This is a genomic window from Mycobacterium colombiense (assembly GCF_003284975.1).
In the GTDB taxonomy this organism is placed as follows: Bacteria; Actinomycetota; Actinomycetes; order Mycobacteriales; family Mycobacteriaceae; genus Mycobacterium; species Mycobacterium europaeum_A.
In genome coordinates, this window is the sequence record NZ_QMEU01000023.1 from 39,985 (window position 1) to 64,379 (window position 24,395).

Sequence of the window (24,395 nt, forward strand, 5' to 3'; positions counted from 1 at the left end):
CCAGTCGGTTGGTTGACGACATGGGCTCGTGGCTTCCCGCTGCCGGGCGCGCGGGTCGCCACCGGCCGCTCGCGGCGATCAGCGCCACCGCTTGTTGATCCAGTGGGCGATGATGTCGGCCTGCTCGGTGCGCGCGCCCGGGGTGGTGAAGTAGTGGTCGGTGTCCACCGAGGCCTGCGACTTGTCGGTGCCGGCGAGCGCGTCGAAAATGCGTTGGGCGTCGGAGGGGAACACCCCGGTGTCGGCCTCGGCGTTGATCACCAGGGCGGGACAAGTGATGCGGGCCAGGTGCGGTTCGGCGCGGGTTTGCGCCACCCGCAGGCTCCACATGCCCAGCCAGTTGCGCAGCGTGCAGGCCGCCGCGATGCCGTGCGCCGAGCGGTTCGCCTTGGCCGGCACGCCCGCGTAGCACATGTTGGGCGCGCGCTTGGTGGGCTCGATGCTGGCGTCGACCATCCGGGGATCGGCCCAGGTCCGCATCACCGAAAACGGCCGGTCGGAAAACCCCGCCGCGCGAACGCGTTTGAGCTCGGTCTCGGCCCAGTCGGTGATGGCGTGGTTGCGCGCGGTCTGCGCGCTGCGGTACCGGGCGAGAAATTCCGGCGAATAGGGCGGTCCGTTGCGCTCGTTGAACAGGTCGAGGTCGGCGTCGGTGGCGACGGGGTCGTTCTCGTCGACGACGGCGGCGTCCATCCAGGCGGTGAGCACCTCTGGGCGTCCCGGATGGGCGGCGGTGGCCACATAGCCGTCGGCGGGCGGCAATTCGGTCACCCCGGCCGCCGGGCGCATCCCGTCCAGCGCAGTGACGTTGGGGGCCACCGCCTGCGACTGGTAGGCGGCCATCAATGAGCCACCGCCCGAATTTCCCAACAGCACAACGGTATCCACGCTCTGGACCTCGCGCAGCCAGCGCACCCCGACACCGATGTCGACCAGCGCGTGGTCGAGCAGGAAGCTGCTTTCGAAGCCGCGGAACCTGGTGTTCCAGCCCAGAAACCCGACACCGCGCGTGGCCATGTAGTCGGCGAGATAGTGCTCGGAGAAGTCGATCTGGTAGTGCGTGGCGATCATGGCCACCTTGGGTTTGCGTCCCACCCCCCGGTGATACAGCCCTTGGCAGGGGTGCCCGCCCGCGCCCGCACGCCCCGCGGTGCGCGACGGCAGCCCGACGAATTCCCGGATCACCCCGGCACCGGTACGACGAGTCAATTCAGCGGTCCTCCTGACGCGTAGATGGCCCGGTAATAAATGTTGGCCAGGGTTTGGATGCACGCTTGGTCGTCGGGTTCCACCGCACGTGCCCCGGCGAGCTGTAGGTAGCAGAACTGGTTGAACATCGCCACGATGGCCTCGGCGATCAGCCGCGGATCGTCGTCGGGGCAGTGGCCGTCGGCCTGGGCGCGCCGGACCGATTCGGCGATGAAAGAGACTGGTATCTCGCAAATCTCGGCCCAATACCGGGCGAAGTCGTCGTTGATCATCGCCAGCTGCGACACGCTGATCACCTCGGCGAGCCGGTTGCGGTAGGTGTGCCAGTGCGCGGCTGCGGCGGCGTAGGCCCGTTCACGTTCGGACAAGCCGTGTCCGGTCACCGACTGCGCGCGCTCGTTGGCCTCGTCGCGAAAGCGCAGCGCCCACTGGCGCACCATCGCCTCTTTGGAGTCGTAGTAGTTGTAAAACGACGCCGCCGAACGGCCCGCTTCCGCGGCGATGTCCGCGATGGTCGTGGCCAGCACGCCTTTGCGCGCGATAACGGTCCGGGCTGCCATATCGATGGCGGCCTGCGTCCGCCTGCCGCGACGGGTGGGGAGCTCGGCGGGCTGGCCTTCGCGGTCAGCAGGGGACGCCGCGGTCGACACCTACGCACCTCCCTGGGCCAAAACTGAAACTGATGTTAGATTCAGATTTGGATCTTGGCCAGGATCGTCAAGCCGGGACCGAGGGGAGTCACCAGATGATCAAGCCGCACAACACCAACACCGAATTCGAGCTCGGCGGGATCAACCACGTCGCGCTGGTGTGTTCGGACATGGCGAAAACCGTGGACTTCTACAGCAATGTCCTCGGCATGCCGCTGATCAAGTCGCTCGACCTACCCGGCGGCGCCGGCCAGCACTTCTTCTTCGACGCCGGCAACGGCGACTGCGTCGCCTTCTTCTGGTTTGCCGACGCCCCCGACCGGGTGCCCGGAATCTCGTCGCCGGGCGCCATCCCGGGCATCGGCGACATCACCAGCGCCGTCAGCACCATGAACCACCTGGCCTTCCACGTGCCGGCCGAGAAATTCGACGCCTATCGCCAGCGCCTCAAGGACAAAGGGGTGCGGGTGGGCCCGGTGCTCAACCACGACGAGAGCCCCATGCAGGTGTCCGCGACCGTGCATCCCGGCGTCTACGTGCGCTCGTTCTATTTCCAGGACCCCGACGGCATCACCCTCGAATTCGCCTGCTGGGTCAAGGAATTCGAGAGCGGCGACGCCAAGGCCGTGCCCCGGACCGCGGCGGACCGCCGGCCCCCGGTGGGCGCCGCCCACTGAATCCGACCGGGCCGAGCCGGAGGATGGTTCCATGACCGACGGCATTTTGACCGACGCGCAGATCGCGGCGCTGACCCCCGAGCAACGCCGAGAACTGATCACCCGGCTGGAGCAGCCGCTGGGCGACGTGATCGACCCGGAGTTCCTGGCCCGGGTGCGGCGCATCCGGTTGAGCCTGATGATCGGTGGCTCCATGGCGATGGTTCCATGGCTGGGTTATCTGTCCGTGACACTGCCGGAGAACTACGTCGCGCACAACTGGCCGATCACCTGGGTCGGCTTCGACGTCCTGCTGGTCGGGTTCATGTTGACGACGGCGGTGCTCGGATACCTGCGTCGTCAGCTGCTGGTGCTCGCCGCCTTCACCACCGGGGTTCTGCTGATCTGCGACGCCTGGTTCGACCTGATGACCGCCGGGCCCAAGGACATCTGGCTGTCGATGATCACGGCGCTGCTGATCGAGCTGCCCTTGGCGATCTTCATGATCACCAGCGCGGTGCGCATCCTGCGGCTCACCATGATGCGGTTATGGCTGCTGCACCCCGGCATGCGGCTGTGGCACCTGCCGCTGTTCCCATGAGGCGCTGAGGGTTTGGCCCGAGCCGGCTCCGGTTGGATCAAACTGCCTACGCAGCTGCCGATGATGCTGTCCTTCCAACGTGGGGATGCCCGTCAACGAACGCACCCCCGGCGACATCCGCGCCAACGCGGTCACGAACGTCGACGTCACGCTGCAGCCCTCGACGAGCGATGGGCGTTGCTGCCGCTCGTTCCGCTGATCCCCGAGCGGCTGTTCCGGCGGCTGATCAGCGTGGTCACCGGCGACGCAACCACCGTCGTCTCGTCCAATCTCGGTGTGCTGTACCCGGCGGTGAACCGGCCGGATGGCGGTGAGGCGGACCGCTTCGCGATGAGGTCGGTGTACCCCGGGGTGACCGGCGCGACGATGCACCGCACCAACGGTGCACTGGCATTGCTGTCGGGGCGGGTCCACGGCAAAGATGTTCGTCTCGGCCCTGGGCTACCAGCTGGGCCGCCGAAACTCGAATGACGAGTTACGCCAAGCCATCTACGGTGTGCTGAGCGACTTCTCGCTCACCGCGGCGACGGATTGGCGGACGTTGAGCCGGGTGTGAATCAGTCGCGGGATGCTAAGCGTCCGCACATGTTTCGGTGAGGCGGTACAGGTTCGGTTCGGCGAGCTCGTCGAGCAGCGCCGCCAGGTGGTCGACGAGCTGATCCGGTTCTAGTCGGACGTCACCGGCCAGCCAGGCGCTGATGGTCTGGCCGACGCCGCCCACCACGAAATGCGCGGCGGCCTTGATGCGTTCGTTCGCCGGAACCTGTAGCGCGTGGCCGACGTGCTGCCCGGACAGCATGGCGAACAGCGCGCTCGACTCGGCACGTTTGCGCACGATCACCGGATCGGCCAGCTGCGTGCTGAACAGCAGGCGCCCCACCCGGGGGTCGTCGGTGATCGTCCGCACGATATTGGCCATGCCCGCGCGGGTTTGCTCGCCGGCCGGCACCCCGGCCACCGCCGCCTGTGTGGTGGCGGCCAGCTCGGCGACGACCCAGTCGAACACGCACGCGACGAACTGGTCCTTGTCGGCGAAGCTCTCGTAGAAGTACCGGGCGGCCAGGCCGGCGCCGCGGCACACGCCGCGCACGGTGACCGCCGAGATGTTCTGCCGCTCCGCGCCGAGCAGGTCCAGGCCCGCGCCGAGCAGCCGATTGCGGCGGGTAGCCAGGCGCTCTGCGGCTTCGACCCCGCGGTACGGCCGTGCGCTGGACGTCTCGCTCATGGAAACCATCTTGACACTAACGCCCAGTCGCGACAATATCAGGAAACGATCGTTCGCAAATTAGCGGACCGGCGCTGCGGGAGGACCTGGCGAATGGCTATTCACGAGCCGGTGCACCGGCCGATCGGGCACGTCGAGCGCAGGGTCACCGACCCGCCCAGGCCGCAGCGGCGCCGACGGCGGGCGCTGGGTATCGACGAGGGATTGATGGGCGTCGCGCTGTTGGCCGGTCCGGCGAACGTGATCATGCAACTGGCCCGGCCCGGCGTCGGATACGGCGTGATGGAGAGCCGCGTGGAAAGCGGCCGGGTCGACCTGCACCCCATCAAGCGCGCCCGCACCACCTTCACGTACCTGGCGGTGGCGACCAACGGCACCGACGCCCAGAAGGACGCCTTCCGCCGCGCGGTGAATCGCGCTCACGCGCAGGTGTACTCGACCCCGGACAGCAAAAGCCCGGTGGCCTACAACGCGTTCGATCCCGAGCTGCAGCTGTGGGTGGGGGCGTGCCTGTACAAGGGTGGAGTCGACATCTACCGGATGTTCATCGGTGAACTCGAGGGTGAGGACGCCGATCGGCACTATCGGGAGGGCATGACGCTGGCCACCACCTTGCAGGTGCCGCCGAAGATGTGGCCCGCCGACCGTGCGGCGTTCGACCGCTACTGGGAGGAATCGCTGGCCAAGGTCCACATCGACGACGCCGTGCGGGAGTACCTGTTTCCCATTGCCGCCAATCGCATTCGGGGCGTCAAACTGCCGGCTCGGCTGCAGCGCCTTTCCGAAAACTTCGCGCTGCTGATCACCACGGGGTTCTTGCCGCAGCGGTTCCGTGACGAGATGCGGCTGCCCTGGGACGCGACCAAGCAGCGCCGCTTCGACAGGCTGATCGCCGTGCTGGCGACGGTGAACCGGTATCTACCGAGGTTCATCCGCCAGTTCCCGTTCAACGTCTTGCTGCACGACCTGGACCGCAGGATCAAGAAGGGCCGCCCGCTGGTCTAGTGCGCAGGGCGGATCCGCCGCCAGTTGAAAACGATAATCATATTCATTAGGCTCCTCAGTCTGGTAACCCTTCCAGCCTGAGGAGTGCCTGATGACGGCCCCGATTTTCATGGCCTCGCCGCCCGAACTGCATTCCGCGTTGCTCAGCAGCGGTCCGGGACCCGGTCCGCTGCTGGCGGCGGCCGCCGCCTGGTCGCAGCTGAGCGCCGAATATGCCTCTGCCGCAGAAGAATTGAGCGACGTGCTGGCCGGAGTGCAGGCCGGGGCGTGGCAGGGGCCCAGCGGTGAGTCCTATGCGGCCGCGCACGCGCCGTACCTGGCCTGGTTGACCAAGTCCGGAGCCGACAGCGCGACGGCCGCCGGTCGGCACGAGGTGGCCGCGGCGGCCTACACCGCGGCCCTGTCCGCCATGCCCACGCTGCCGGAGCTGGCCACCAACCACGTCGTGCACGGGGCGCTGGTGGCGACGAATTTCTTCGGCGTCAACACGATTCCCATCGCGGTCAACGAGGCGGACTACGCGCGGATGTGGACGCAGGCGGCCACCACCATGTCCACCTACCAGGCGGTGTCCACCGCGGCGGTCGCCTCGACACCGCAGGCCGATCCGCCGCCTCCGATCGTCAAGTTCCATGCCTCGCACGATGACTCGGGAGACCCGGACCACGACCCCACCATCGACAACCCGTTCAACGACTTCATCGCCAACATCCTGAAGAACTTCGGCATCAACTGGGACCCCGCCGAGGGCACCGTGAACGGGCTGGACTACGACGCCTACACCAACGCCGGGCAGCCCATCTTCTGGGTGGTGCGCGCCCTGGAGCTGCTGGAAGACTTCGAGCAGTTCGGCTATTACCTGGTGCACAATCCGGCGTTGGCCTTTCAGTATCTGGTCCAGCTCGCTCTGTTCGACTGGCCGACGCACATCCTCGAGATCTTCACCAGCCAGCCCGAGCTGTTCGCTCCGGCGCTGCTGATCGTGGCCGCCCCCTTCGGTGCCGTCGGCGGTTTCGCCGGACTGGCCGGCCTGGCGGGCCTACCCCACCCCGCGGTCGTGCCGGCGCCCGTGCCGGTCCCCGCACCGGCGCCGTCCGCCGCGGGTGCGGCGGCGAGCGCCGAGGCCAGGCCCGAGGCCGCGCCGGCACCGGTGCTCGCGCTCTTGCTCGCACCCTTGCCCGAGGCGCTGGTCAAACTTGACAGGGAACTGAGCGGTGCGGAGGCTCCCGACGACCCGAGCGACGCGCCCGTGCCCATCGCCGCCTGCGACAGACCGGTGCTCGAGGATGAGCCGGGGGTCGAGAGACCTTGCAGGGTTTGGGGCACCGAGGAGGCCCACTGCGTCGCCGATGTGTGTGCGCTGCTACCGAATTGGGCCGTCGCGTGCGTGACGGCGCCGATGTGGCCGGCGAGGCCGCCCGGATTGGTCGTCTGCGGCGGCGGCGCAACCGGCGAAAGCCTCGACGCGGCAGCCGAATTGGCGGCGTAGGTGTACATCGCGGCGGCGTCCTGCGCCCACATCTCGCTGTACTCGGCCTCGGTCGCCATGATGACCGGCGTGTTCTGGCCGAAGATGTTGGTCTGAATCAACGCCGATAGCCGGGCGCGGTTGGCGGCGACCAGCGGAGGTGGCACTGTCATCGCGTATGCGGTTTCGAATGCCGCCGCGGCGGCCGCGGCCTGCGTCGCCGTTTGCCCACATCGCTCGGCGGTGGCCGTCATCCACGCTATGTAGGGCAGCGCGGCGGCCGCCATCGACATCGATGCGGGCCCCGACCAGGACTCACCGGTGAGGCCCGCGATCACGGCGTGGTAGCTGCCGGCGCCGTGCGCCAGCTCGGCGGCCAGCGACTCCCAACCCGCGGCGGCGGCCAGCAAGGTGGCGGGCCCGGGTCCGAGGTGCATCCGACCGGAGTTGATCTCGGGTGGCAATGCGCCAAAATCCATGTCTTTCCCTAATTTCTTTGCTTGCCTGGCTGACGTGTCGCGACGTCGCGCGTGATCAAGTCAGCAGCGCGGCATGTTGTGAATGAATGAAGTTGCCACGGCAAGGCGCAAACGCAGCATGGCAACGTACGACACCGAGAGTTCTCATCCTGACCTCGTAATTCGGTGCAACTGGCGCACCGATACACGGTGATTTCGAGCTCGACAGCGAAGATCGCGTCCATGCGGACTGCCGCAACAAGAGGATCAAGTACGCGGAGCCTGCTGGCAGCTAATGTTCAAACCTGCCGCAGCGGCGTTGTCCGCGAGAAACTGCCGTGCGTGATCAGCAGCGGGCGACGCAGAATCGAATCAGAAGATCCTGGTCAACGCAGCTGGACGCCGGCGCACGAGCGGGCGCATCGGCCCGTTGCTCAGCCCGGATGACCGCCACCACCGCGGGTGCCGCGGATCCGGGCGATCGGGGCGTGGAAAACGCCAAAGTTGTTGGCCGAAAACGCTTTATCCCGCCGCCCTTGAACGCCTTGTCATCGTTCACGGTGGAGCTCACGCCAATGCGGCGGACAGGTACGGAGTCGTGACTCAGCTGCATCGGCCCGGAAACCGGACCGGCCGATGCCGCCACCGCCGGTGGCGCCACCGCTCGGGTTGCCGCCTGGGTGCGCAAAGCTCCACAACTGAGCACAACTGCGAGAAGGGCAAGCGCAGCAACGATGGCGGACGCAGCTTGTCGTCGTGACCACCGTGACGGCCTTATAACTCCGAAACTCACAGTGCCGCTTACGCTACCAGCTATGACGCGGCGGCTTCCACCAAGCCATACCTAAGGAAGGACGGCGTTAAATCATCCGCGGTCCACCGAAACCGGGAACGGCGCCCACTGGGACCAGCGCGAATCCGATGACAAGCAAAATGAACAATCGCAAGGCCTTTGGCGTAGCCGCCTGCTCGATTTCCGGTCGGCGGGCCGCGAAGAGAATGAACACGATCGCGACGTCGAGGCCGGTGATCGTTAGCCAGCGAGTCCAGTCGTAACCGGTGAGGAATACGGGGATGACCAACACCAGGCCGGCGATCACCCAGTTCATCCGGCCGCGCAGGGCCCCGACGAACGCGCGCAGCGGCACGCCCGAAACACCGCTGACTCCCCACAGTGTCACAGCCAGCGCGGCGCCGCCGAACAGCAAAGAGATGGTCAGGCCCAGTATTCCGATGTGGCCGACGGCGCGGACGGCGTCCCCGATCCCGTGGTCGTAGTTCTGCAACACGTTGCGGCACACCCAGTCGTGATAATCGGTCCTGGGACTCTGGCCGTCGATGACGAAGCGCATCAGCGTTTGCGGCGACGTGACCGTGGCGAAGGGATTGGGCATCACTCGATGCGGTACGGACGCACACAGTTGCGAGGCGATGTCGTGCCGACCGAATCCCGCCACGATAACCGCGACGATCACTCCTGGTGTCACGGCCACGAGCACGCCACGACGCTGGGTGGTTTCCAGTGCGCCGCCGAGAACGATGATCGCCAGCACGGCTCCCAACGCGTACTGCAGCCCGTTTGCCTCGTGCACCAGGGTCAACACCGCGATCGCGGCGCCGTAGGTTGCGCAGCAGCCCATTGCGATGGTCCGGGTACGCGTGATTGTCAAGGCCGAGCTGAATAGCGCCAGGGCCGCCCCGCCGAACAAATCCGGCCGGGCCGAAAACGCCGCGAACGGTACACCGAAGGGCAGCAACGGAATCGCCATCGCCAGCATGAGCCGGCGCTGCGAGCGCTGGCGACTGAACGCCACCACGCCCCCGACCGCCGCCAGTCCGCACAGATAGATCCCCGTGGACAGCCACCGCAGGCCTAGCGAGGCCGCGAAATAATGTCCGGGAACGGAGCGGACCACTTCACCGGCGAGGCCACGACGGACGAAGCCGTGCCGGTAATCGGCGGCGTAATAGGACATCCAGTACACGTCGAGCGGAACGACCTCGATCGCGAACCACAACACGACCGCCGACCATGCCGCGATCGCGGCGCCAACATACAGGATGTGGTTTCGCGCAAGCGGATTCGCCTCAATTCTCACGGTCACCATCAGATGCGCCCCTCGTACACGGTGGTGGCAGACAGCTGCAGGTCCGCCAGCGCACCACACGCGAGCTCGCGAGCGGCGAAGGTCTGGCCGGAGCCGCTCTGATAGGCGACGACGGTGAGAAACCGGCTGTCGTGGACCGTCCCTGTGCCGCAGAACAATTGGCCGTGAGCCTGTTCGATGCGCGCCCGGGTGATGCCCTGCTCGGCGAGCCGCATGGAAAGCTCGGATGCGTCCGCGCCGTCGATGCGGCTGACGGCCGCGTCGAGGGCACCGAGATTGGAACATCCCACCGGCAGCTGACCAGACGACATCGCGATGCCTTCGGCGCGCCGGACCAGCCACTGCGGCGTAAACGGGATGAGCGGCAACCCGGCGAGCATTTCGTTGGGCTGTTCTTCCAGGGACGTCAGCGCTGTCTTGATGTCGGTGCGCACCGCAATCAGGTCGTCGGCCACCGCCGTGCCGTCGACCGTCAGCGTGATCGAGGTCAACGCGTTGGCCCGGTCGTCGTCGGCGGTCCGGTCGCTGACCGGAAGCACCACCGTCACCGAGTTCCCATCGAGCAGCACTCTGCCCATCCGGTGCGCCAGCCGAGCGACGAAGGCGACGAAGAGCGCGTTGCTGCTTCCATTGAGGCTGCGCGCCCGCGCTTCCCAAGCTGCCGCGTCGGTTTGGATTGTCACCGACGGCGCCACGTTCGGGTCGTCGGTGAAGGTGAGCGCCTCCGGGTTCCGCGTGCGCGGCGAGGGCTGCTGGTTGGACGACACCCTGAGCAATATCAGCAGCGTCGCGATCACCGCCCGCATCGCCGCCGGCAGCGCGATGACGGCATCGACAAGATCCTCGCCCACCGCGCGCCACCGCGCGCGTGAATTCGGCTGAGCGTAACCGAGATCGCGTTGCTCTCCCTTGACCGCTTCGGCTACGGCCGTAACCATGCCGAGCCCGTCGACAACGCAGTGCGAGGCCACCAGGGTGACCGCTGCGCCCCCGTCGGCCAGCGGCAGCACGCCGAGGTGAAACGTCGGGCCGTGTTCGGGGTCCACCCGCACCTGGGCGCGCCGTTCGAGCCACGCGCCGATCTCGTGCCGCGGTTGCCGCGGCTCCCAGGCGATGTCGGGCGAGCGGCCGTCGACCACCCAGCGATGACGCCCGAAGGGCAACGGCGAGCGCTCGATCCGCCGGCCCAGCAGGCCGGCACCCAGATTGTCCTTGAAGGCCCGCAATTCGTCGATGTTCACGTCACGGTCGTAAACCCACGTGCATTGCACCGTGCTGCCTTGACCGGTGGCGCGCAGCCGAAGGAAAGCGGCCTGGTCCAATAGCGCCAGCCTGGTCACTAGCACCCCGCCTCGGCCGCGGCGCGATACCCGCGCACCGCCGCCGGCGCGAACACCGCGACCAGGACGCCGCCCCACAGGGCCGCCTGCCACAGCGGCGACAACACCGGTCCGCCCTCCGCGAGGGCGCGCATCGCCTCGATCGTCGGCGATATCGGCGAAAAACGCACCACCGGTTGCAGCCAGCCCGGAAACACCTCGGCCGGAGCCACACCGGTATTGAGGAACAACAGCACGACGCACCCCGCACCCAGCCACGTCACCATCGCCTTGCCGTCCGCGCGCGCTGCGATCGCGATGACCACCGTCGCCATGCCCGCCGAAATCACCACGGGCACCAGCACGAAGGCCAGCATCGCCATCCAGCCACAGCTGAATCGCAGACCCAAAGCGATCCCGAAGACGGTGAGCACGACCGCGGACGTAGTGGTTCGGGCGGCCTCGGCGGCCAGTCGCCCCGCCACGGTGCTGGCCCGATGCACCGGCTGCACCCACAGCCTGGTCAGCACACCGGACTCCCGCTCAGACGGCAAAGCCAAACCGGCGCCGAGGGTGCCGAACACGGCGCCGACCACGGCGCACATGGGTACCAGCCCGTACAGGCTGTCGTGTCCGGTGACGGCCAGGACGGATTTGCCGACCAGCAGCTTGTAGATGATGAGCAGAAAGGTCGGAAACAACAGCGCCTGCACCGCGACGATCGGATCGCGCCGCCAGCGGCGCAGTAGCCGTCCCGCCTCCGACGCGCTTTGGCTGACGAAGGCCGTCAGCGGTGTCAGGCGCGAAATCCTCTGCCCCACCTCGGTATTGACGGCAATCGCGGCCTGTTCTGCGCACGCATCACCCGTCGTTAAGGCGTTTGGGCGGGGCTTGCGCACGATCCGGGCGGCGCCCGAACTCCCCGCGCCGACGCGTCGCTGCATGCACACCGCGAGTCCACCGAACAGCGCCAGCAATCCGAGGCACCACGCCAGCGTCAGCGCGAGCTCCCGGCGCGGAACGTGACCGGTGGAAAGAGCGCGCAGCGTCTCGGTGACCTGCGACACCGGTTGGTAGCGAATGAACGGTCCCAGCCACGCCGGAAACGATTCCGCCGGAGCGATGCCCGTGGACAACAACACCAGGACCAGTTGGGGGAGCAGCAGTAATTGGCTCGACGACTCGACGGAACCGACGCGGGAGCCCAAAGCGTCAGCGCCGAGACACACCGCCATCGCGAACGCCACGACGATGACCACGAACAGAACCGCGACGCCCGGGCCGCCCTGCATCCGGAAACCGAACGACCACCCGACCGCAAGGGAAGCGATCAGCGCGATGATCGCGCGTATCAAGCAATACAGCATCCGCGCGCTCAGCGGCACCGCCGCTGGGACCGGCAGGGTGCGAAGCCGGGACCCGAAGCCGGACAACCGGTCTCGCGCGGCGCGGTCGGCTGTGGTCATCGCGCCGAACAGCATCGCCTGCACGATGACCACCGGAAGCACGTATTGCGGATAGGTCATCGGGCCGGTGCGGATGATGCCGCCCAGCACGAGGGAGAACCCCAAGAAGCAGCCCACCGGAGCCAGCGCCGCGAAGAGTAGGTCGGCATCGCGGCGCGATCCCGACATCGTGCGCAAGGTGAGTGCCACGAGGGCACTCATACCGAGACCTCCCGCGGCGACAGGACGGGACGGGCATCACGCATCGATATGCGGTCCGGCCTCGCACACCCGGGTGAATTCGGCGCGCATCGTTTCGACGTAGCGCAAGACGGACCTGCGGGCGATGTCGGTGCCCGGGTAGGCGACCACCAACTGCGTCTTGTCGTGCATGCGATTGACCCACATGCACACCGTCTCCGACAGCCGGTTGTCACCCCAGACACCCGCGCGCAGACCGTCGAAGTAGTCACCGAACGGCAATTTGCGGATGTCGATGTAGGACAACATCGGGACGGGGCGGTCGGGAACCTCGATGGGGGTCGACGACGGGTCCGTTGACTCGAGCAGGTGGTAGTACGGCACCGCGCCCAGGGCCGTGTTGCCGTCGAACGATGCCTGGGCGGCGCTGACCACCTCATCGAACGACGCACCGGCGGTCGGGATTGCCAGCGGGACGAAACTGGCCAACCAGCCGACCGCGGTGGCGTGCGCGGGATCGCGCCGGTTGTCGAACGGCGTCAGTCCGAAATATGTTGGTGCACCGGTCAACCGGTACTCCGCGAGCGCGGCACAGGCGAACACGCCACCGCTGAAACGCGCCCCCGCGGCGCGGCACACCGCCTCGAACCGTCGGCCTTGGTCGTCATCGATCAGATCGAACACGTCGATGGCCCCCGGTGTATCGGCGTTCGACTCGCCCAATTCCAGGGGAAACTTCGGCAGCGCCCCATTGTTCGCCGCGAGAAACGCCCGCCACGACTGGATTTCGGGCGACTCCTCGTTCAGGCCCCGGGTGTACGCATGCTGATTCGCGCTGTACTGGCGATGGCTCGGGGCGGGCGGCAGCGGGTTCTGCGCGCGTTGCAAGGCGGCGAAGTACATCGTTTGGATGTCGAGGAAGATCACGCCCGCGGACATGCCATCGGCTCGCAAATGGTCAACGGCGATATAGATGGTGAACCGGTCCGCCGCCTGAATGATCCCGAAGGTGAAGCAGTCCCATTGCAACGGGTCGGGCGTATCGAGAAGCAGCTTGCGAATCTGCGTCGGGGCCATCCTGCCGAGATCGGTTGGCTCCAAAGTGATGACTTCGGGGTCGGGAATGACATAGCGAAGGATTTCGTCGTCGTCACCGAAGGCAAACCGGTCGTGGTAGGTGTCGTGTCGGCGCAGATGGGAGTTCACGGCGTGCGTCATCGCGTCGATATCGCACACGCCGCTGATCTCCCAAGCCCCGATGCACAACCGCGGGATGTCGCGGCCGCGACTGACCTGCCGACGGTAATAGCGAAGATGCTGCGCCTGCTGATAACTCACCGGGGCGGGATGGTATTGGGCCTCGGCCGCGCGCCGATGGGTAGCCGCAGTGGGGTACCAGGAGACGACGGTGCCCTCGGCTGTCCAGTCCTCAACTGTGCCCAAGAACATGCGCTACCTTTCGTCCGTCAGCTGGCGACGCCGGTCCGGATGACCTTAACGGCAACGCAGGTGATTTGCTGAGTAAGTCGGATGCCGAAGCGGTCCGGTTCCGCGGGCCCAGCAAGTGCCTCGTGCCACGCCGCTTCGAACAATGCGCACGGTCGGTGCGGCCCAGGGTGTTGTCAGCCGGTGATGCGCATATCGCCAAGCGGCGCAGACAAATGACTCGCCGACCCTTCCGCGGCGCAATCATAAAGTTCCCCTCTCGGGCCCGCAATCGCACTGGAAGTTCTGTCAACCCGTCGTGTGCTCGTGTGAGGTAGTCGACACGCGGGGTCATTTAATTCGTGCATCGTTAACACGGAACTACGACTCGAACAAGCATTTATCTCGACGTGATGACCCAACCTGTCGATTCCCACCCACAGAGCCGGCGCAATCTTGGCGAGGCCCCACGTAACGCTTGCGGACCTGCCGAAACGGTGCCTCGGTTACCATATCGTGATGTACGGCCGTATTGGAATAGTGTCAGTGAAAGATTTCTCGCGCCGCTGATGCGGGCAAACAATCATGCGATCCCCCAAAAGTGCGGCGGCACTGAGCCCTACGTCGCTGCCGACGACAACTCGGGGACCAAAAATCGTGAGAACCGTGGCGCACCCAGCAAACTGCGCAACGCGCGGGTTCAATCCTTGAGCACCCATCGAAGGGCGAGTCACGCCCGGGCGGAAGCCTCGAGGGCTCAGCAGACAAAGCGCCCTTCGATGATCGATGATGATGTGGACACCGCCGTTTCCCGTTTCCGCAAGAGTCGCAACGAAGGGACCTAGACGATGCCCGATGAGCTGCGGGGTCCGGCCAGATTGTTCGATGCGCTGAGTACCAAGGGCACCGCCTTCACCGAAGCCGAGCGCCGGCGGCTGGGTCTCTTGGGTCTGCTGCCGACGACGGTGAAGACGCTGGAGCAGCAAGCCGCGCATTGTTGGCACGAATTCTCCACTCGTCGCGACGATCTCGACAAACACATTTATCTGCGGGCATTGCAGGACCGCAATGAGACGCTGTTCTACCGCGTATTGCGCGACCACATTCCCGAGGCGCTGCCCATCGTCTATACACCCACCGTGGGGGAGGCCTGCCAGCGTTTCAGCGCGATCTACCGGCGGCCCCGGGGATTGTTCGTGTCCTACACCGAGGGTGATTGCCTGGACGAGGTACTGAACAACCGGCCGCAACGTGAGGTCGATGTGATCGTGGTGACCGACGGGCAGCGCATCCTCGGCCTGGGCGATCAGGGGATCGGCGGCATGGGGATCCCGATCGGAAAACTGTCCCTCTACACCCTGATCGGTGGCATCGATCCCGCGCGCACGCTTCCGATCGTGCTCGATGTGGGCACCGACAACAGCGAGCTCCTCGACGATCCCCAATACCTGGGTTGGCGGCACCGGCGCATCGACGACGACGATTACTACGCGTTCATCGACAAGTTCGTCGCCGCGGTGCGCAAGCAGTTGCCGAATGTGTTGCTGCAGTGGGAGGACTTCGCCACCACGCATGCGCTGCCGATCCTGGCCCGTTATCGCGACAAGCTGCTCACCTTCAACGACGACATCCAGGGGACGGCCGCCGTCACGCTTGGAGCACTGCACGGCGCCGCCAAGGTCGCCGGCCGCCCGCTGTCGCAGCAACAGATCGTGATGCTCGGCGCCGGCTCGGCCGGTATCGGAGTGCTCGACATGATTCGACGGCAGATGATGAACGAAGGGCTGTCCGAACAGGCTGCCTCCCAGCGTATCTGGGTCCTCGACGTCGTCGGTCTGCTCACCGATGACCGCGCCGACCTGTCGGACGCGCAGCGCGGATTCGCCCAGCCCGCCGCCCGCGTCGCGCAATGGGGTCTGTCAAGTCCCGCTCAGCTGGCCGACGTCGTCCACCACGTCGAGGTGGGCGTGCTGCTAGGCCTGTCGACCGCCGCGGGTGCCTTCACCGAGAGCATCGTGCGTGAGCTCGCCGGTAAGACCGACCGGCCGATCATCTTCCCGCTTTCCAACCCCACCAGCCGCGCCGAGGCGCGCCCCGCCGAGCTGGATCAGTGGACCGACGGCCGGGCCCTGATCGCCACCGGCTCGCCGTTCGCGCCGCTATACCGCGACGGCGTGGAACACGCTGTCGCGCAGTGTAATAACGTCTACATCTTTCCCGCCATGGGGCTCGCGGTGACGGCGGCTCAGGCAACCCGGGTCACCGACGAGATGATGCGCATCGCCGCGCAGACCTTGGGCGAGGCCTCGCCCGCCCTCGCCAACCCCGACCAGCCGCTGCTGCCGGCGTGGTCGGACGTGCCCGATGTCGCCGTGCGCATCGCGCACGCCGTCGCCGCGCAGGCGGTCGCGGACGGTGTCGCCCCGCCGCGCAGCGACGCAGAGCTCGCCGAACGCATCGCGCAGGTGCGTTGGCAACCCGAGTACCCCGCGACAGTCGACCCGTGAAGGCTGGTGGTCACGGGCACCGGATGGCGGTGTGAGTATTCCACTGCCCTACCTGCACCGGTCTTGGCCAAGCGCAACGACTTTCGACGCAGAAGCAGCGCCTCCTCGGCACCGGCTGACTCGGTACGGCCTTTCCATGGGACGGCATCGGCCCATGGCTTGACTTCATACATGCAGTGTGTATGTTAATACATACAGTATGTATCTGGTAGGCAGGGTCTCATGAGCGCCACACTCGACGCCATAGCGGAAGAACGCAGAATCGTTCTGGAGCTTTGCTCGCAGATGCCGGATCCGTTGTGGGCGAAGGGCAGTGGTTGCTCCGGTTGGTCGGTGCAAGACCTCGTGTCGCACATGGCGTGCAGCTTCTGGCTGGCCGTCGATCCGTCGAGGCTGCCCAGTCCCGGCGATTTGCCGGCCGAACGCGCGGCGGACCTCTACGTGGAATCGCGACGCTCTATGACCCCCAAAGAGGTGGTGGCCGACTATGAATCGGTCAGCGCCCGAGGGCTCGAGGTGCTCGCTGCGATAGAGGGTCAGGACATCGACATCCCCATCGGCGACGTCGGAACCTATCCGGCCTCGGTGGTGCCGACAACCTTTGTCTTCGAATCACTCATCCACACTCGCTACGACCTTTTTGCCCCCGACGGGCCGCTGCCGGGGGACCCGCCGCCCGTCGACGAGCTGCGGCTTGTGCCCACCCTCGATTGGATCGAAGCGGCACTGCCACAGCAGAATGTGCCGCTGCTCAACGACTTACACACCGGCGTGGAGGTTCGCCTCGACGGGCTATGCCCCCGCACCCTGCACATCGGGGCGCGCGCCGAGGTTGGGGCGCGTGTCGCGTCCGACTCGCAGGCGTTCGTGCGCTGGGTGACCCAGCGCGGCACCTGGGCGGACTTGGGTGTGCAGGCGGAAGGCGACCCGTCGTCGCTGGATGTCGTTCGCCGGCTCAGGGTGTTCTGAGCCGGGTCCGACCCCGACGCCACACCGGTCGGTCACACGATCCCGGACCTTCATACGGTATGTATGGGAAGGCATACGGTGACGTGAAAGGTAAGGGTCGATGGCGCAGGGCGGTCGCCGCACGCAGGCCGAACGCGCGGCCGAGACACGCGATGCGTTGATCGGTGCTGCCCGGCCGCTGTTTGCGTCAGTCGGATTCGCCGACGCGTCCCTGGAAACGATCGTCCGCAACGCGGGGGTTACCCGCGGGGCCCTGTATCACCATTTCGCTGACAAGACAGAGTTATTCGCGGCGGTGTTCGAGCGCGTCGAGGGGGAGATGGCCGCGCGGATGGTCGACGCGGTCGCCGCCGCCGGGCACTCCGATCCCGTCGAGATCATGCGACTGTGTTCGGGACTCTGGTTGGACGCGTGCGCCGAACCCGAGATCCAGCGCATCGTCCTGCTCGAGGCGCTGGCGGTGCTGGGATGGGAACGCTGGAGCGACATCGGCCACCGCTACAACATCGGGTTCGTGACTGGACTGCTCACCGACGCCATCGAATCCGGCAGTATTCCCCGCCAGCCCGTCGAGGTCACCGCCCTGACAATCATGGGAGCACTGCGCGAGGCGACTCTGTACATCGCGCGCGCCGACGATCATCGTCGAGCCCGCGCGGACGCCGGCGCGGTGATGGACCGACTCATCGACGCGTTGCGCGCCAACGGTTCTGGCTAGTCCACCTCCGCCGCACCGCTCGCCGACAGGTGTCGTTACGCCGCGATGCTGCCGCCGCCGTCGGCTCGGATGATCTGACCGGTGATGTAGCCGGCGTCCTCGTCCAACAGTGCGCAGATCGCATGGGCGATCTCGCGGGGTGTCCCGAGGCGGCGCAACGGAATCGTCTGCAGGATCCGCGCTTCGCGCTCGGACCCGACCGGGCTGAGCGCGCGGTACATCTCCGTTTCGATGGGTCCTGGCGCCACGGCGTTGACCGTGATGCCGGACTGCGCGAGCTCGCCGGCCCAGATCCGGGTGCACGCTTCCAGTGCCGCCTTCGTCGCCGCGTAGGGCGTGCGCTCCGAAGTGCCCAGCGTGGTCAAGCTGGTGACGTTGACGATGCGTCCCCACTCGTTGACCAGCATGCCGGGCAGCACCGCCTGGACCACCTGCACGGCGGCGCGCACGTTCAGGTCGTACGTGACGGCCAGGTCGTCCAGATTGATCGAACCGATGCGGCCGAACCGGGCGACGCCCACGTTGTTGACCACCGCGTCGATGCGCCCGTTCGCCAGCACGCGCCCGAGCGCGGAGTCGGTCTCGACCCGATCGGTGAGGTCCGCCTCGTAGAACTCGCCTGGGAAGTCGTCGGGCGCGGTGCGAGCCAGGCCGACAGGTATGTCGCCGGACCTCGCCACCCGGTCGGCGACTGCCCGGCCGATCCCCTTCGATGCCCCGGTAATCAGTACGCGCCTTGCGGTCATGATGTCCTCCTTCGACGGCTCCGTATTATTACTGAAACGTTCTGGAACGCAAACGTTGCATAACGTTGTTGTTATAGGCGATGGCGTTGCCCTTATGGAGGATCGATGACGACGTTGGCGCAGCTCAGAACGTTCATTGCGGTGGTCGATCAGGGCGGTTTCACGGCGGCCAGCCGCCGGCTGGGGTTATCCCAGCCGGCCGTCAGCCGCACCGTCGCCACGCTGGAAAAAGAGCTGGGCCTGCCGCTGTTCGTTCGCCGTCGAGACGGGCTCTCCCTGACCGAAGCGGGTGCCATCGCGCTGACGCACGCGCGAGAGGCGGTGCGCCAACTCACGTTGATGCGCACCGAGGTCGCCGGCCTGGCGGGCGACATCACCGGGACCCTCAGCCTCGCGAGCCTGCCGTCGGCCACCGCAACGCTCGTCGCTCCCCAACTCCGGGCGTTCGCCCAGCGACATCCGGCTGTCACCATCCGGCTGCTCGAGGGCAGTGAGCAAGAGATTCGGGATTGGCTCGACCAGGGGGCCGCCGAAGCTGGTGTGGTCAGCCTGCCCAGCAAGGGTTTTGACGTCGCCGTCCTCGGCGAACAGGACATGGTTGCGGTGGTGCCGGCCGACAACCGGCTTGCCGCCAAGGACGTCGTCACCTACGCCGACTTGGCCAAGGAACCCTTCGTTCGTGGTACGGGCGGATGTGCGGATGTGTTCATGCCGATCGCGCGCCGCGCCGGGGTCGAATTCGACCTGGCCTTCGAAGCGCGCGAGATTGCGGCGACGCTCGAGATCGTGCGCGCCGGCCTGGGGGTGAGCATCCTGCCCAGCGCCGGCCTGCCAGAACTGCCCGGCGTCGCGGTGCGTCCGCTGCTGCCCCCGACCTTGCGGCGCCTCGGCGTCGCGGTCTCCGCGAGTGCGTCCGCACCCGCGCGCGCATTCCTCGATCAAATCGCCGCGCTGAATCTGCGCTGATTCGATTGGGCCAGCGCAGTTTTGATCCCCGACGGGACTCCTTGCTGGCCGTGACCAACTGCGCGGCGCGACGCGTTTTTAGCCGCACCGACCTGACGTGGTATCTTCGCCGACGTGACTATCGGCGTGCGCGCGTATTGGCGCTTTATCCTGGCTCCGGGTGGAGCCAGCGATGCGGCGGCCGATTGACGCACGCGCACGACTGATACCCGGAGCCCAGCAGTGACCACACGGTCGCTGCTTTTCGTCTTTCAGGGCATCGGGAACCAGCGGGCGTGCCCTGGGAGCCAGCACAGAAAGGCACACACCGTCCATGTCCATCATCAATGACGAAGCGGCGACCATCGACACGTCCGACCACCGGATCGTCTCGTTCCGGGAACTGTCGGCACCGGCGGTGATTCGCACCGAACTGCCGTTGACCGCCCGGCGCGCCCAGGCCGTCCAGCGCGATCGTGACGAGATCTCGGCGATCCTGGCCGGTGGCGACGATCGGCTATTGCTGGTGGTCGGCCCGTGCTCGGTGCACGATCCGGTCGCCGCACTCGATTACGCGCGCCGGCTCGCGCCGATGGCCGCCGAGTACTCGGATCGGCTGAAGATCGTGATGCGCGTCTACTTCGAAAAGCCGCGGACCACCGTCGGGTGGAAGGGACTGATCAACGACCCCAACATGGATGGCAGCTTCGACGTCGAGCGGGGCATCCGGGTAGCGCGGGGACTGTTACTTGACATCATCGATGTCGGCCTGCCGGTGGGGTGTGAATTTTTAGAGCCCACCAGTCCGCAGTACATCGCCGACGCCGTCGCGTGGGGCGCGATCGGCGCCCGCACCACCGAGTCGCAGGTGCACCGCCAGTTGGCGTCGGGCCTGTCGATGCCCGTCGGGTTCAAGAACGGCACCGATGGCAACGTCCAGGTCGCCATCGACGGTGTCAAAGCCGCTGCGGCGCAGCACAATTTCTTCGGTACCGACGACTTCGGTCGCGCGGCCGTCGTCGAGACCATGGGCAATCCCGACTGCCACGTCATCCTTCGGGGTGGCACCAACGGACCCAACTACGACGCCGCCGCGGTGGCCGGCGCCATCGAACGGCTCGGTAAGGCCGGGCTTTGCGGGCAGGTCATGATCGACTGCTCACACGCCAACTCGGCCAAAGACCATGTGCGCCAAGCCGAGGTCACCGCCGAGGTGACCGCACGCATCGCCGCTGGCGAACGAGGTATCGCCGGACTGATGCTGGAAAGCTTCCTGGTCGCCGGCGCCCAATCGCTCGGCGGGGAGCTGGTCTACGGCCAGTCCGTGACCGATCGGTGCATGGACTTCACCACCACCGCCGGGCTGTTGGCTGACCTCTACGCGGCGATGGTCTGACCGCGGGACACGGTTTGGCCGGGCCGCGTCAACGAGGGGCTGGTGCCTGTCGCGACGAAACCTGATTGGCGATCGCCCTCTTGTCGATCTTGCCGATCGGGGTGGTCGGCAGTGACGTCATCGCCACCAAGACGTCGGGGCGGGCGTGCGCGGCCACACCGCGCTCGTCGAGGTAGCCGTTCAATTCCGCCAGCGACAGTTCTGGGCCGTCGAAAACCACGGCCGCACAGATCTTCTCGCCCAGGTAAGGGTCGGGCAGCGCGACGGCGGCGGCCGAGAAGATCGTCGGATGGCTGTGCAGCTGCTCCTCCAGGTCCGCCGCCGAAATAGTTTCTCCGCCACGGCAAATCACGTCCTTGACCCGACCGGTCACCACCAGATAGCCGTCGTTGCGCAGTCGCACCACGTCACCGCTGCGGAAGAACCCTTGCGCGTCGAAGCTGCGTTCGTTGTCGCGCTGGGCCCGAAAGTAGCCGTTGAACGTGTACGGTCCGCGGACCAGTAGTTCGCCCTCCTCGCCCGGCGGCACCGGGTTGCCCTCCGCATCGACGACGCGCAGTTCGTCGGCCGGACACAATGGCCGCCCCTGGGTGTGTTCGGTGAGTTCCGGGGGATCGTCGAGCCGGGTGTAGTTCAGCAGCCCCTCGGCCATCCCGAACACCTGCTGCAGGCCCGGGGTCAAAGCGCTGCGCACCAAGCGGGCATCCTCGCATTCCAGCTTGGCGCCGCCAACCTGCAAGAGCCGCAGCGTCTTTGGTGTCACTGGTTCCCAGTCGCAAGCTTGCGCCCACAACTTGGCCAACGCCGGCACCAGGGCGGTCACCGTGACACGGTGGTGTTCGATGGCGGCAAAGGCCGCCTCGGGGCTGGGGTCGGTGCCGAAAACGGTGGTGGCGCCGACCGTCATCGCGCCGAGCAGACCCGGGCAGGCGAGCGGGAAGTTGTGCCCGGCGGACAGCACCGCGAAATACACGTCGTCGCGGGTGAGCCCGCAGAGTTCGGCGCTGGCCTTCGCGTTGAAGACATAGTCGTCGTGGGTGCGGGGGATGAGCTTGGGCGTGCCCGTTGTGCCGCCCGAAACCAACAGCAGCGCAGGCGATCCCGGATCGGGCGTCGATGGCCGCGCGCCGGTGGTCGTCCCGTCGCGCAGTTGCGCCCACGAGGTGAACGGTCCCGGGTCGCCGTCGACGATGACGTGCCTCAGCGCGCCGTGCCGCTCGACGAGACCCTGCGCCATGGTCCGGTAGTCGAATCCGCCCGCGGTGTCCGCGATCAGCAACCCGGTGGCCTCGCTGACCGCGGCGAAATGTCCCAGTTCGGTGGCCCGGTGACCGGGTAGGCACATCACCGGTATCGCTGCGGCCCGCAGCAGCCCGAACAGCGCCACCGCGAACTGACAGCCGTTCGGCAATTGCAGCAGCACCCGATCGCCCGGCGCGATACCCGCGCCCCACAGCCCATCGGCCGCGCGGTTAGCCTGGTCGTCCAGGTCCGCATAGCTGAGGCCCGTGTCGCTCACGGCGTCGACGACGGCGACTCGGTCGGGCCATTGCTGGGCCGCGTCGGTCAGGATCGTGTCCAGGGGCCGCCCCGCCCAGTAGCCGGCCGCCCGATAGGCGGCGCTCCGATCGGCGGGGAAGGGCACAAACCCGTCGAGGACTCCGGTCGGCGGCTGCGGTGTGTTCGGGCTCATGGCTCCTTCAGCGGGGGCTTCGAACGGGGCTAGTAGCGGGGACGCAGGGAGTAAGGATAGGGTAACCAAAAAATTAGGGCAGCCTGTGCTAATTCAGGGAGGGTCTGTGGTGCACGCCTCGGCACGCTCGGAGGACATCCGGGCGGAGGTGGCCGAACTGCTCGGCGTCGACGTCGATGCAGTTCAGCCGCGTGGCAACCTCATCAGCCAGGGCCTGGACTCGATCCGGATCATGACGTTGGCCGGCCGGTGGCGCCGCCGGGGCATCGCCATCGACTTCGCCACCCTGGCCGAGCAGCCGACCATCGACGCCTGGGCCCGGCTGGTCTCCGCCGACGGGCACAGCGCCGACCAGCAGACCGTTCCCGCCGAGGCGGCCGGGAGCGCTGAACCGTCGGCCGAAAACGAGCCGTTTTCCCTGGCCCCCATGCAGCACGCGATGTGGGTGGGCCGCCAGGACCACCAGCAGCTCGGTGGCGTCGCCGGGCACCTCTACGTCGAATTCGACGGTGGCCCGATCGATCCGGAGCGGCTGCGCGCGGCGGCCACCGCGCTGGCACGTCGCCATCCGATGTTGCGGGTGCGGTTCCTGCCCGACGGCACGCAACAGATTCCCCCGGCCGACCAGAGCGGCGCCTTCCCGGTCGAGGTCGAGGACCTGCGGCAGCTGAGCACCGACGAGGTCGAGCGGCGGCTCGCCGACATCCGCGACGCGAAGTCACACCAGCAGCTCGACGGCGCGGTGTTCGAACTGGCGGTGACGCTGTTGCCGTCCGAGCGGTCCCGGCTGCATGTCGATTTGGACATGCAGGCCGCCGACGCGATGAGCTACCGGACCCTGATGGGCGATCTGGCGGCCCACTACGGCGGCCGCGACCTCCCGGCGCTGAGCTACACCTATCGGCGCTACCGCCAAGCCATCGAGGCCGAAGAGGCGCAGCCGCAACCGGCGCGCGACGCCGACCGGGACTGGTGGGCGCTGCGCCTGCCGGAGCTGCCCGACCCGCCGGCCTTGCCGTCCACCCGTGGCCGCGGCTCGCAGCAGAGCACGCGGCGCTGGCACTGGCTGGACCCGCAAACCCGCGATGCGCTGTTCGCCCGCGCCCAGGCGCACGGCATCACCCCGGCCATGGCGCTGGCCGCGGGATTTGCCAATACCCTGGCGCGGTGGTCGACCACGTCGCGCTTTTTACTGAACGTCCCACTGTTCGGGCGCCAGGCCCTGCACCCCGACGTCGACTCGTTGGTCGGTGACTTCACCTCCTCGCTGCTGCTCGACGTCGATCTCGCCGGCGCCCATACCGCGGCGGCGCGGGCCCAGGCCGTGCAGGGCGCGATGCGCACGGCCGCCGCCCATTCCGCCTATCCCGGGCTGTCGGTGCTGCGCGACCTCAGCCGTCATCGCGGCACGCAGGTGCTCGCCCCGGTGGTGTTCACCAGCGCGCTGGGACTCGGCGAACTATTCAGCCGCGAGGTGACCGACCGCTTCGGCACACCGGGATGGATCATCTCCCAGGGGCCGCAGGTGCTGCTGGATGCGCAGGTCACCGAATTCGATGGCGGCGTCCTGGTGAATTGGGATGTGCGCGAAGGCATGTTCCCCCCGGGCGTCATCGACGCCATGTTCGCCTACCACATCGACGAGCTGCTG

Annotated in this window: 19 protein-coding genes and 2 pseudogenes; 11 read left to right on the top strand and 10 right to left on the bottom strand. The window is 67.1% G+C overall.

The features are described from left to right. Positions 1–78: 78 nt before the first annotated feature. Together DQP58_RS10735 and DQP58_RS10740 are read right to left on the bottom strand one after the other, a co-directional pair. On the bottom strand, positions 79–1,209 hold the full coding sequence (locus DQP58_RS10735) for an alpha/beta hydrolase (protein WP_112708374.1): 1,131 nt from the start codon (positions 1,207–1,209) through the stop codon (positions 79–81). Beyond that, positions 1,206–1,769, bottom strand: coding sequence for a TetR/AcrR family transcriptional regulator (locus tag DQP58_RS10740; protein WP_165827838.1), 564 nt, complete (start codon positions 1,767–1,769; stop codon positions 1,206–1,208). Before DQP58_RS10740 ends, DQP58_RS10735 begins: the two co-directional genes overlap by 4 nt. A 185-nt stretch (positions 1,770–1,954) precedes the next feature. On the opposite strand from DQP58_RS10740, the gene DQP58_RS10745 reads away from it, so the two are divergent. From DQP58_RS10745 to DQP58_RS10755, 3 genes and pseudogenes are all read left to right on the top strand, one after another. Beyond that, complete coding sequence (locus DQP58_RS10745; protein ID WP_112708376.1) at positions 1,955–2,536, top strand: VOC family protein; 582 nt, start codon at positions 1,955–1,957, stop codon at positions 2,534–2,536. A 31-nt stretch (positions 2,537–2,567) separates the two neighbouring features. Continuing rightward, complete coding sequence (locus DQP58_RS10750) at positions 2,568–3,116, top strand: hypothetical protein (RefSeq protein ID WP_112708377.1); 549 nt, start codon at positions 2,568–2,570, stop codon at positions 3,114–3,116. A 76-nt stretch (positions 3,117–3,192) separates the two neighbouring features. Continuing rightward, positions 3,193–3,672, top strand: a pseudogene (locus DQP58_RS10755) (hypothetical protein); the annotation flags it as partial. Positions 3,673–3,687: 15 nt separating this feature from the next. On the opposite strand, the gene DQP58_RS10760 reads toward DQP58_RS10755, so the two are convergent. Then, a complete protein-coding gene (locus tag DQP58_RS10760) occupies positions 3,688–4,350 on the bottom strand; it encodes a TetR/AcrR family transcriptional regulator (protein WP_112708378.1) in 663 nt (220 codons plus the stop codon). 84 nt (positions 4,351–4,434) lie between these two features. Between DQP58_RS10760 and DQP58_RS10765 the strand changes: the two genes are divergently transcribed. Together DQP58_RS10765 and DQP58_RS10770 are read left to right on the top strand one after the other, a co-directional pair. Beyond that, complete coding sequence (locus DQP58_RS10765) at positions 4,435–5,346, top strand: oxygenase MpaB family protein (RefSeq protein ID WP_112708379.1); 912 nt, start codon at positions 4,435–4,437, stop codon at positions 5,344–5,346. 91 nt (positions 5,347–5,437) lie between these two features. Beyond that, positions 5,438–6,835 (top strand): PPE family protein, encoded by a 1,398-nt coding sequence (locus tag DQP58_RS10770; protein WP_430915863.1) that lies wholly within the window; start codon positions 5,438–5,440, stop codon positions 6,833–6,835. Between the two features lie 26 nt (positions 6,836–6,861). Here DQP58_RS10770 and DQP58_RS27615 read toward each other — a convergent pair. The 5 genes and pseudogenes from DQP58_RS27615 to DQP58_RS10800 all read right to left on the bottom strand — a co-directional run. Continuing rightward, positions 6,862–7,293: pseudogene (locus DQP58_RS27615) on the bottom strand (PPE family protein); the annotation flags it as partial. 839 nt (positions 7,294–8,132) lie between these two features. After that, complete coding sequence (locus tag DQP58_RS10785; RefSeq protein WP_112708381.1) at positions 8,133–9,380, bottom strand: hypothetical protein; 1,248 nt, start codon at positions 9,378–9,380, stop codon at positions 8,133–8,135. Next, entirely contained in the window at positions 9,380–10,720 is a 1,341-nt protein-coding gene (locus DQP58_RS10790; protein WP_112708382.1) for a hypothetical protein, read from the bottom strand. The genes DQP58_RS10785 and DQP58_RS10790 overlap by 1 nt, the downstream gene beginning before the upstream one ends. Then, on the bottom strand, positions 10,720–12,366 hold the full coding sequence (locus DQP58_RS10795; RefSeq protein WP_112708383.1) for an ABC transporter permease: 1,647 nt from the start codon (positions 12,364–12,366) through the stop codon (positions 10,720–10,722). Before DQP58_RS10795 ends, DQP58_RS10790 begins: the two co-directional genes overlap by 1 nt. A gap of 36 nt (positions 12,367–12,402) precedes the next feature. Next, positions 12,403–13,794, bottom strand: a complete 1,392-nt coding sequence (locus DQP58_RS10800) for a condensation domain-containing protein (RefSeq protein WP_112708384.1) — start codon at positions 13,792–13,794, stop codon at positions 12,403–12,405. A gap of 824 nt (positions 13,795–14,618) precedes the next feature. Here DQP58_RS10800 and DQP58_RS10805 point away from each other — a divergent pair. The 3 genes from DQP58_RS10805 to DQP58_RS10815 all read left to right on the top strand — a co-directional run bounded on the left by DQP58_RS10805 (position 14,619) and on the right by DQP58_RS10815 (position 17,964). Next, positions 14,619–16,277, top strand: a complete 1,659-nt coding sequence (locus DQP58_RS10805; protein ID WP_112708385.1) for an NAD-dependent malic enzyme — start codon at positions 14,619–14,621, stop codon at positions 16,275–16,277. A gap of 222 nt (positions 16,278–16,499) precedes the next feature. Further along, on the top strand, positions 16,500–17,246 hold the full coding sequence (locus tag DQP58_RS10810) for a maleylpyruvate isomerase N-terminal domain-containing protein (RefSeq protein WP_112708386.1): 747 nt from the start codon (positions 16,500–16,502) through the stop codon (positions 17,244–17,246). 100 nt (positions 17,247–17,346) lie between these two features. Further along, complete coding sequence (locus DQP58_RS10815; protein WP_112708387.1) at positions 17,347–17,964, top strand: TetR/AcrR family transcriptional regulator; 618 nt, start codon at positions 17,347–17,349, stop codon at positions 17,962–17,964. Positions 17,965–17,999: 35 nt separating this feature from the next. Here the strand turns inward: DQP58_RS10815 and DQP58_RS10820 are convergent, their stop codons facing one another. Further along, a complete protein-coding gene (locus DQP58_RS10820; protein WP_112708388.1) occupies positions 18,000–18,710 on the bottom strand; it encodes an SDR family oxidoreductase in 711 nt (236 codons plus the stop codon). 105 nt (positions 18,711–18,815) lie between these two features. Between DQP58_RS10820 and DQP58_RS10825 the strand changes: the two genes are divergently transcribed. Then, a complete protein-coding gene (locus tag DQP58_RS10825) occupies positions 18,816–19,676 on the top strand; it encodes a LysR family transcriptional regulator (RefSeq protein ID WP_112708389.1) in 861 nt (286 codons plus the stop codon). A 313-nt stretch (positions 19,677–19,989) separates the two neighbouring features. Beyond that, entirely contained in the window at positions 19,990–21,051 is a 1,062-nt protein-coding gene (locus DQP58_RS10830; protein WP_112708390.1) for a 3-deoxy-7-phosphoheptulonate synthase, read from the top strand. A gap of 28 nt (positions 21,052–21,079) precedes the next feature. Here the strand turns inward: DQP58_RS10830 and DQP58_RS10835 are convergent, their stop codons facing one another. After that, positions 21,080–22,744, bottom strand: a complete 1,665-nt coding sequence (locus DQP58_RS10835) for a (2,3-dihydroxybenzoyl)adenylate synthase (protein ID WP_112708391.1) — start codon at positions 22,742–22,744, stop codon at positions 21,080–21,082. A 106-nt stretch (positions 22,745–22,850) separates the two neighbouring features. Between DQP58_RS10835 and DQP58_RS10840 the strand changes: the two genes are divergently transcribed. After that, positions 22,851–24,395 (top strand): condensation domain-containing protein (locus tag DQP58_RS10840; protein ID WP_240629728.1); only part of this gene is annotated, 1,545 nt, incomplete at its 3' end.

Coding starts and splice junctions, on each gene's coding strand:
- DQP58_RS10740 (WP_165827838.1), bottom strand. CDS start 1,769: ATGGCAGCCCGGACCGTTATCGCGCGCAAAGGCGTGCTGGCCACGACC.
- DQP58_RS10745 (WP_112708376.1), top strand. CDS start 1,955: ATGATCAAGCCGCACAACACCAACACCGAATTCGAGCTCGGCGGGATC.
- DQP58_RS10750 (WP_112708377.1), top strand. CDS start 2,568: ATGACCGACGGCATTTTGACCGACGCGCAGATCGCGGCGCTGACCCCC.
- DQP58_RS10760 (WP_112708378.1), bottom strand. CDS start 4,350: ATGGTTTCCATGAGCGAGACGTCCAGCGCACGGCCGTACCGCGGGGTC.
- DQP58_RS10765 (WP_112708379.1), top strand. CDS start 4,435: ATGGCTATTCACGAGCCGGTGCACCGGCCGATCGGGCACGTCGAGCGC.
- DQP58_RS10770 (WP_430915863.1), top strand. CDS start 5,438: ATGACGGCCCCGATTTTCATGGCCTCGCCGCCCGAACTGCATTCCGCG.
- DQP58_RS10785 (WP_112708381.1), bottom strand. CDS start 9,380: ATGGTGACCGTGAGAATTGAGGCGAATCCGCTTGCGCGAAACCACATC.
- DQP58_RS10795 (WP_112708383.1), bottom strand. CDS start 12,366: ATGAGTGCCCTCGTGGCACTCACCTTGCGCACGATGTCGGGATCGCGC.
- DQP58_RS10800 (WP_112708384.1), bottom strand. CDS start 13,794: ATGTTCTTGGGCACAGTTGAGGACTGGACAGCCGAGGGCACCGTCGTC.
- DQP58_RS10805 (WP_112708385.1), top strand. CDS start 14,619: ATGCCCGATGAGCTGCGGGGTCCGGCCAGATTGTTCGATGCGCTGAGT.
- DQP58_RS10810 (WP_112708386.1), top strand. CDS start 16,500: ATGAGCGCCACACTCGACGCCATAGCGGAAGAACGCAGAATCGTTCTG.
- DQP58_RS10815 (WP_112708387.1), top strand. CDS start 17,347: ATGGCGCAGGGCGGTCGCCGCACGCAGGCCGAACGCGCGGCCGAGACA.
- DQP58_RS10820 (WP_112708388.1), bottom strand. CDS start 18,710: ATGACCGCAAGGCGCGTACTGATTACCGGGGCATCGAAGGGGATCGGC.
- DQP58_RS10825 (WP_112708389.1), top strand. CDS start 18,816: ATGACGACGTTGGCGCAGCTCAGAACGTTCATTGCGGTGGTCGATCAG.
- DQP58_RS10830 (WP_112708390.1), top strand. CDS start 19,990: ATGTCCATCATCAATGACGAAGCGGCGACCATCGACACGTCCGACCAC.
- DQP58_RS10835 (WP_112708391.1), bottom strand. CDS start 22,744: ATGAGCCCGAACACACCGCAGCCGCCGACCGGAGTCCTCGACGGGTTT.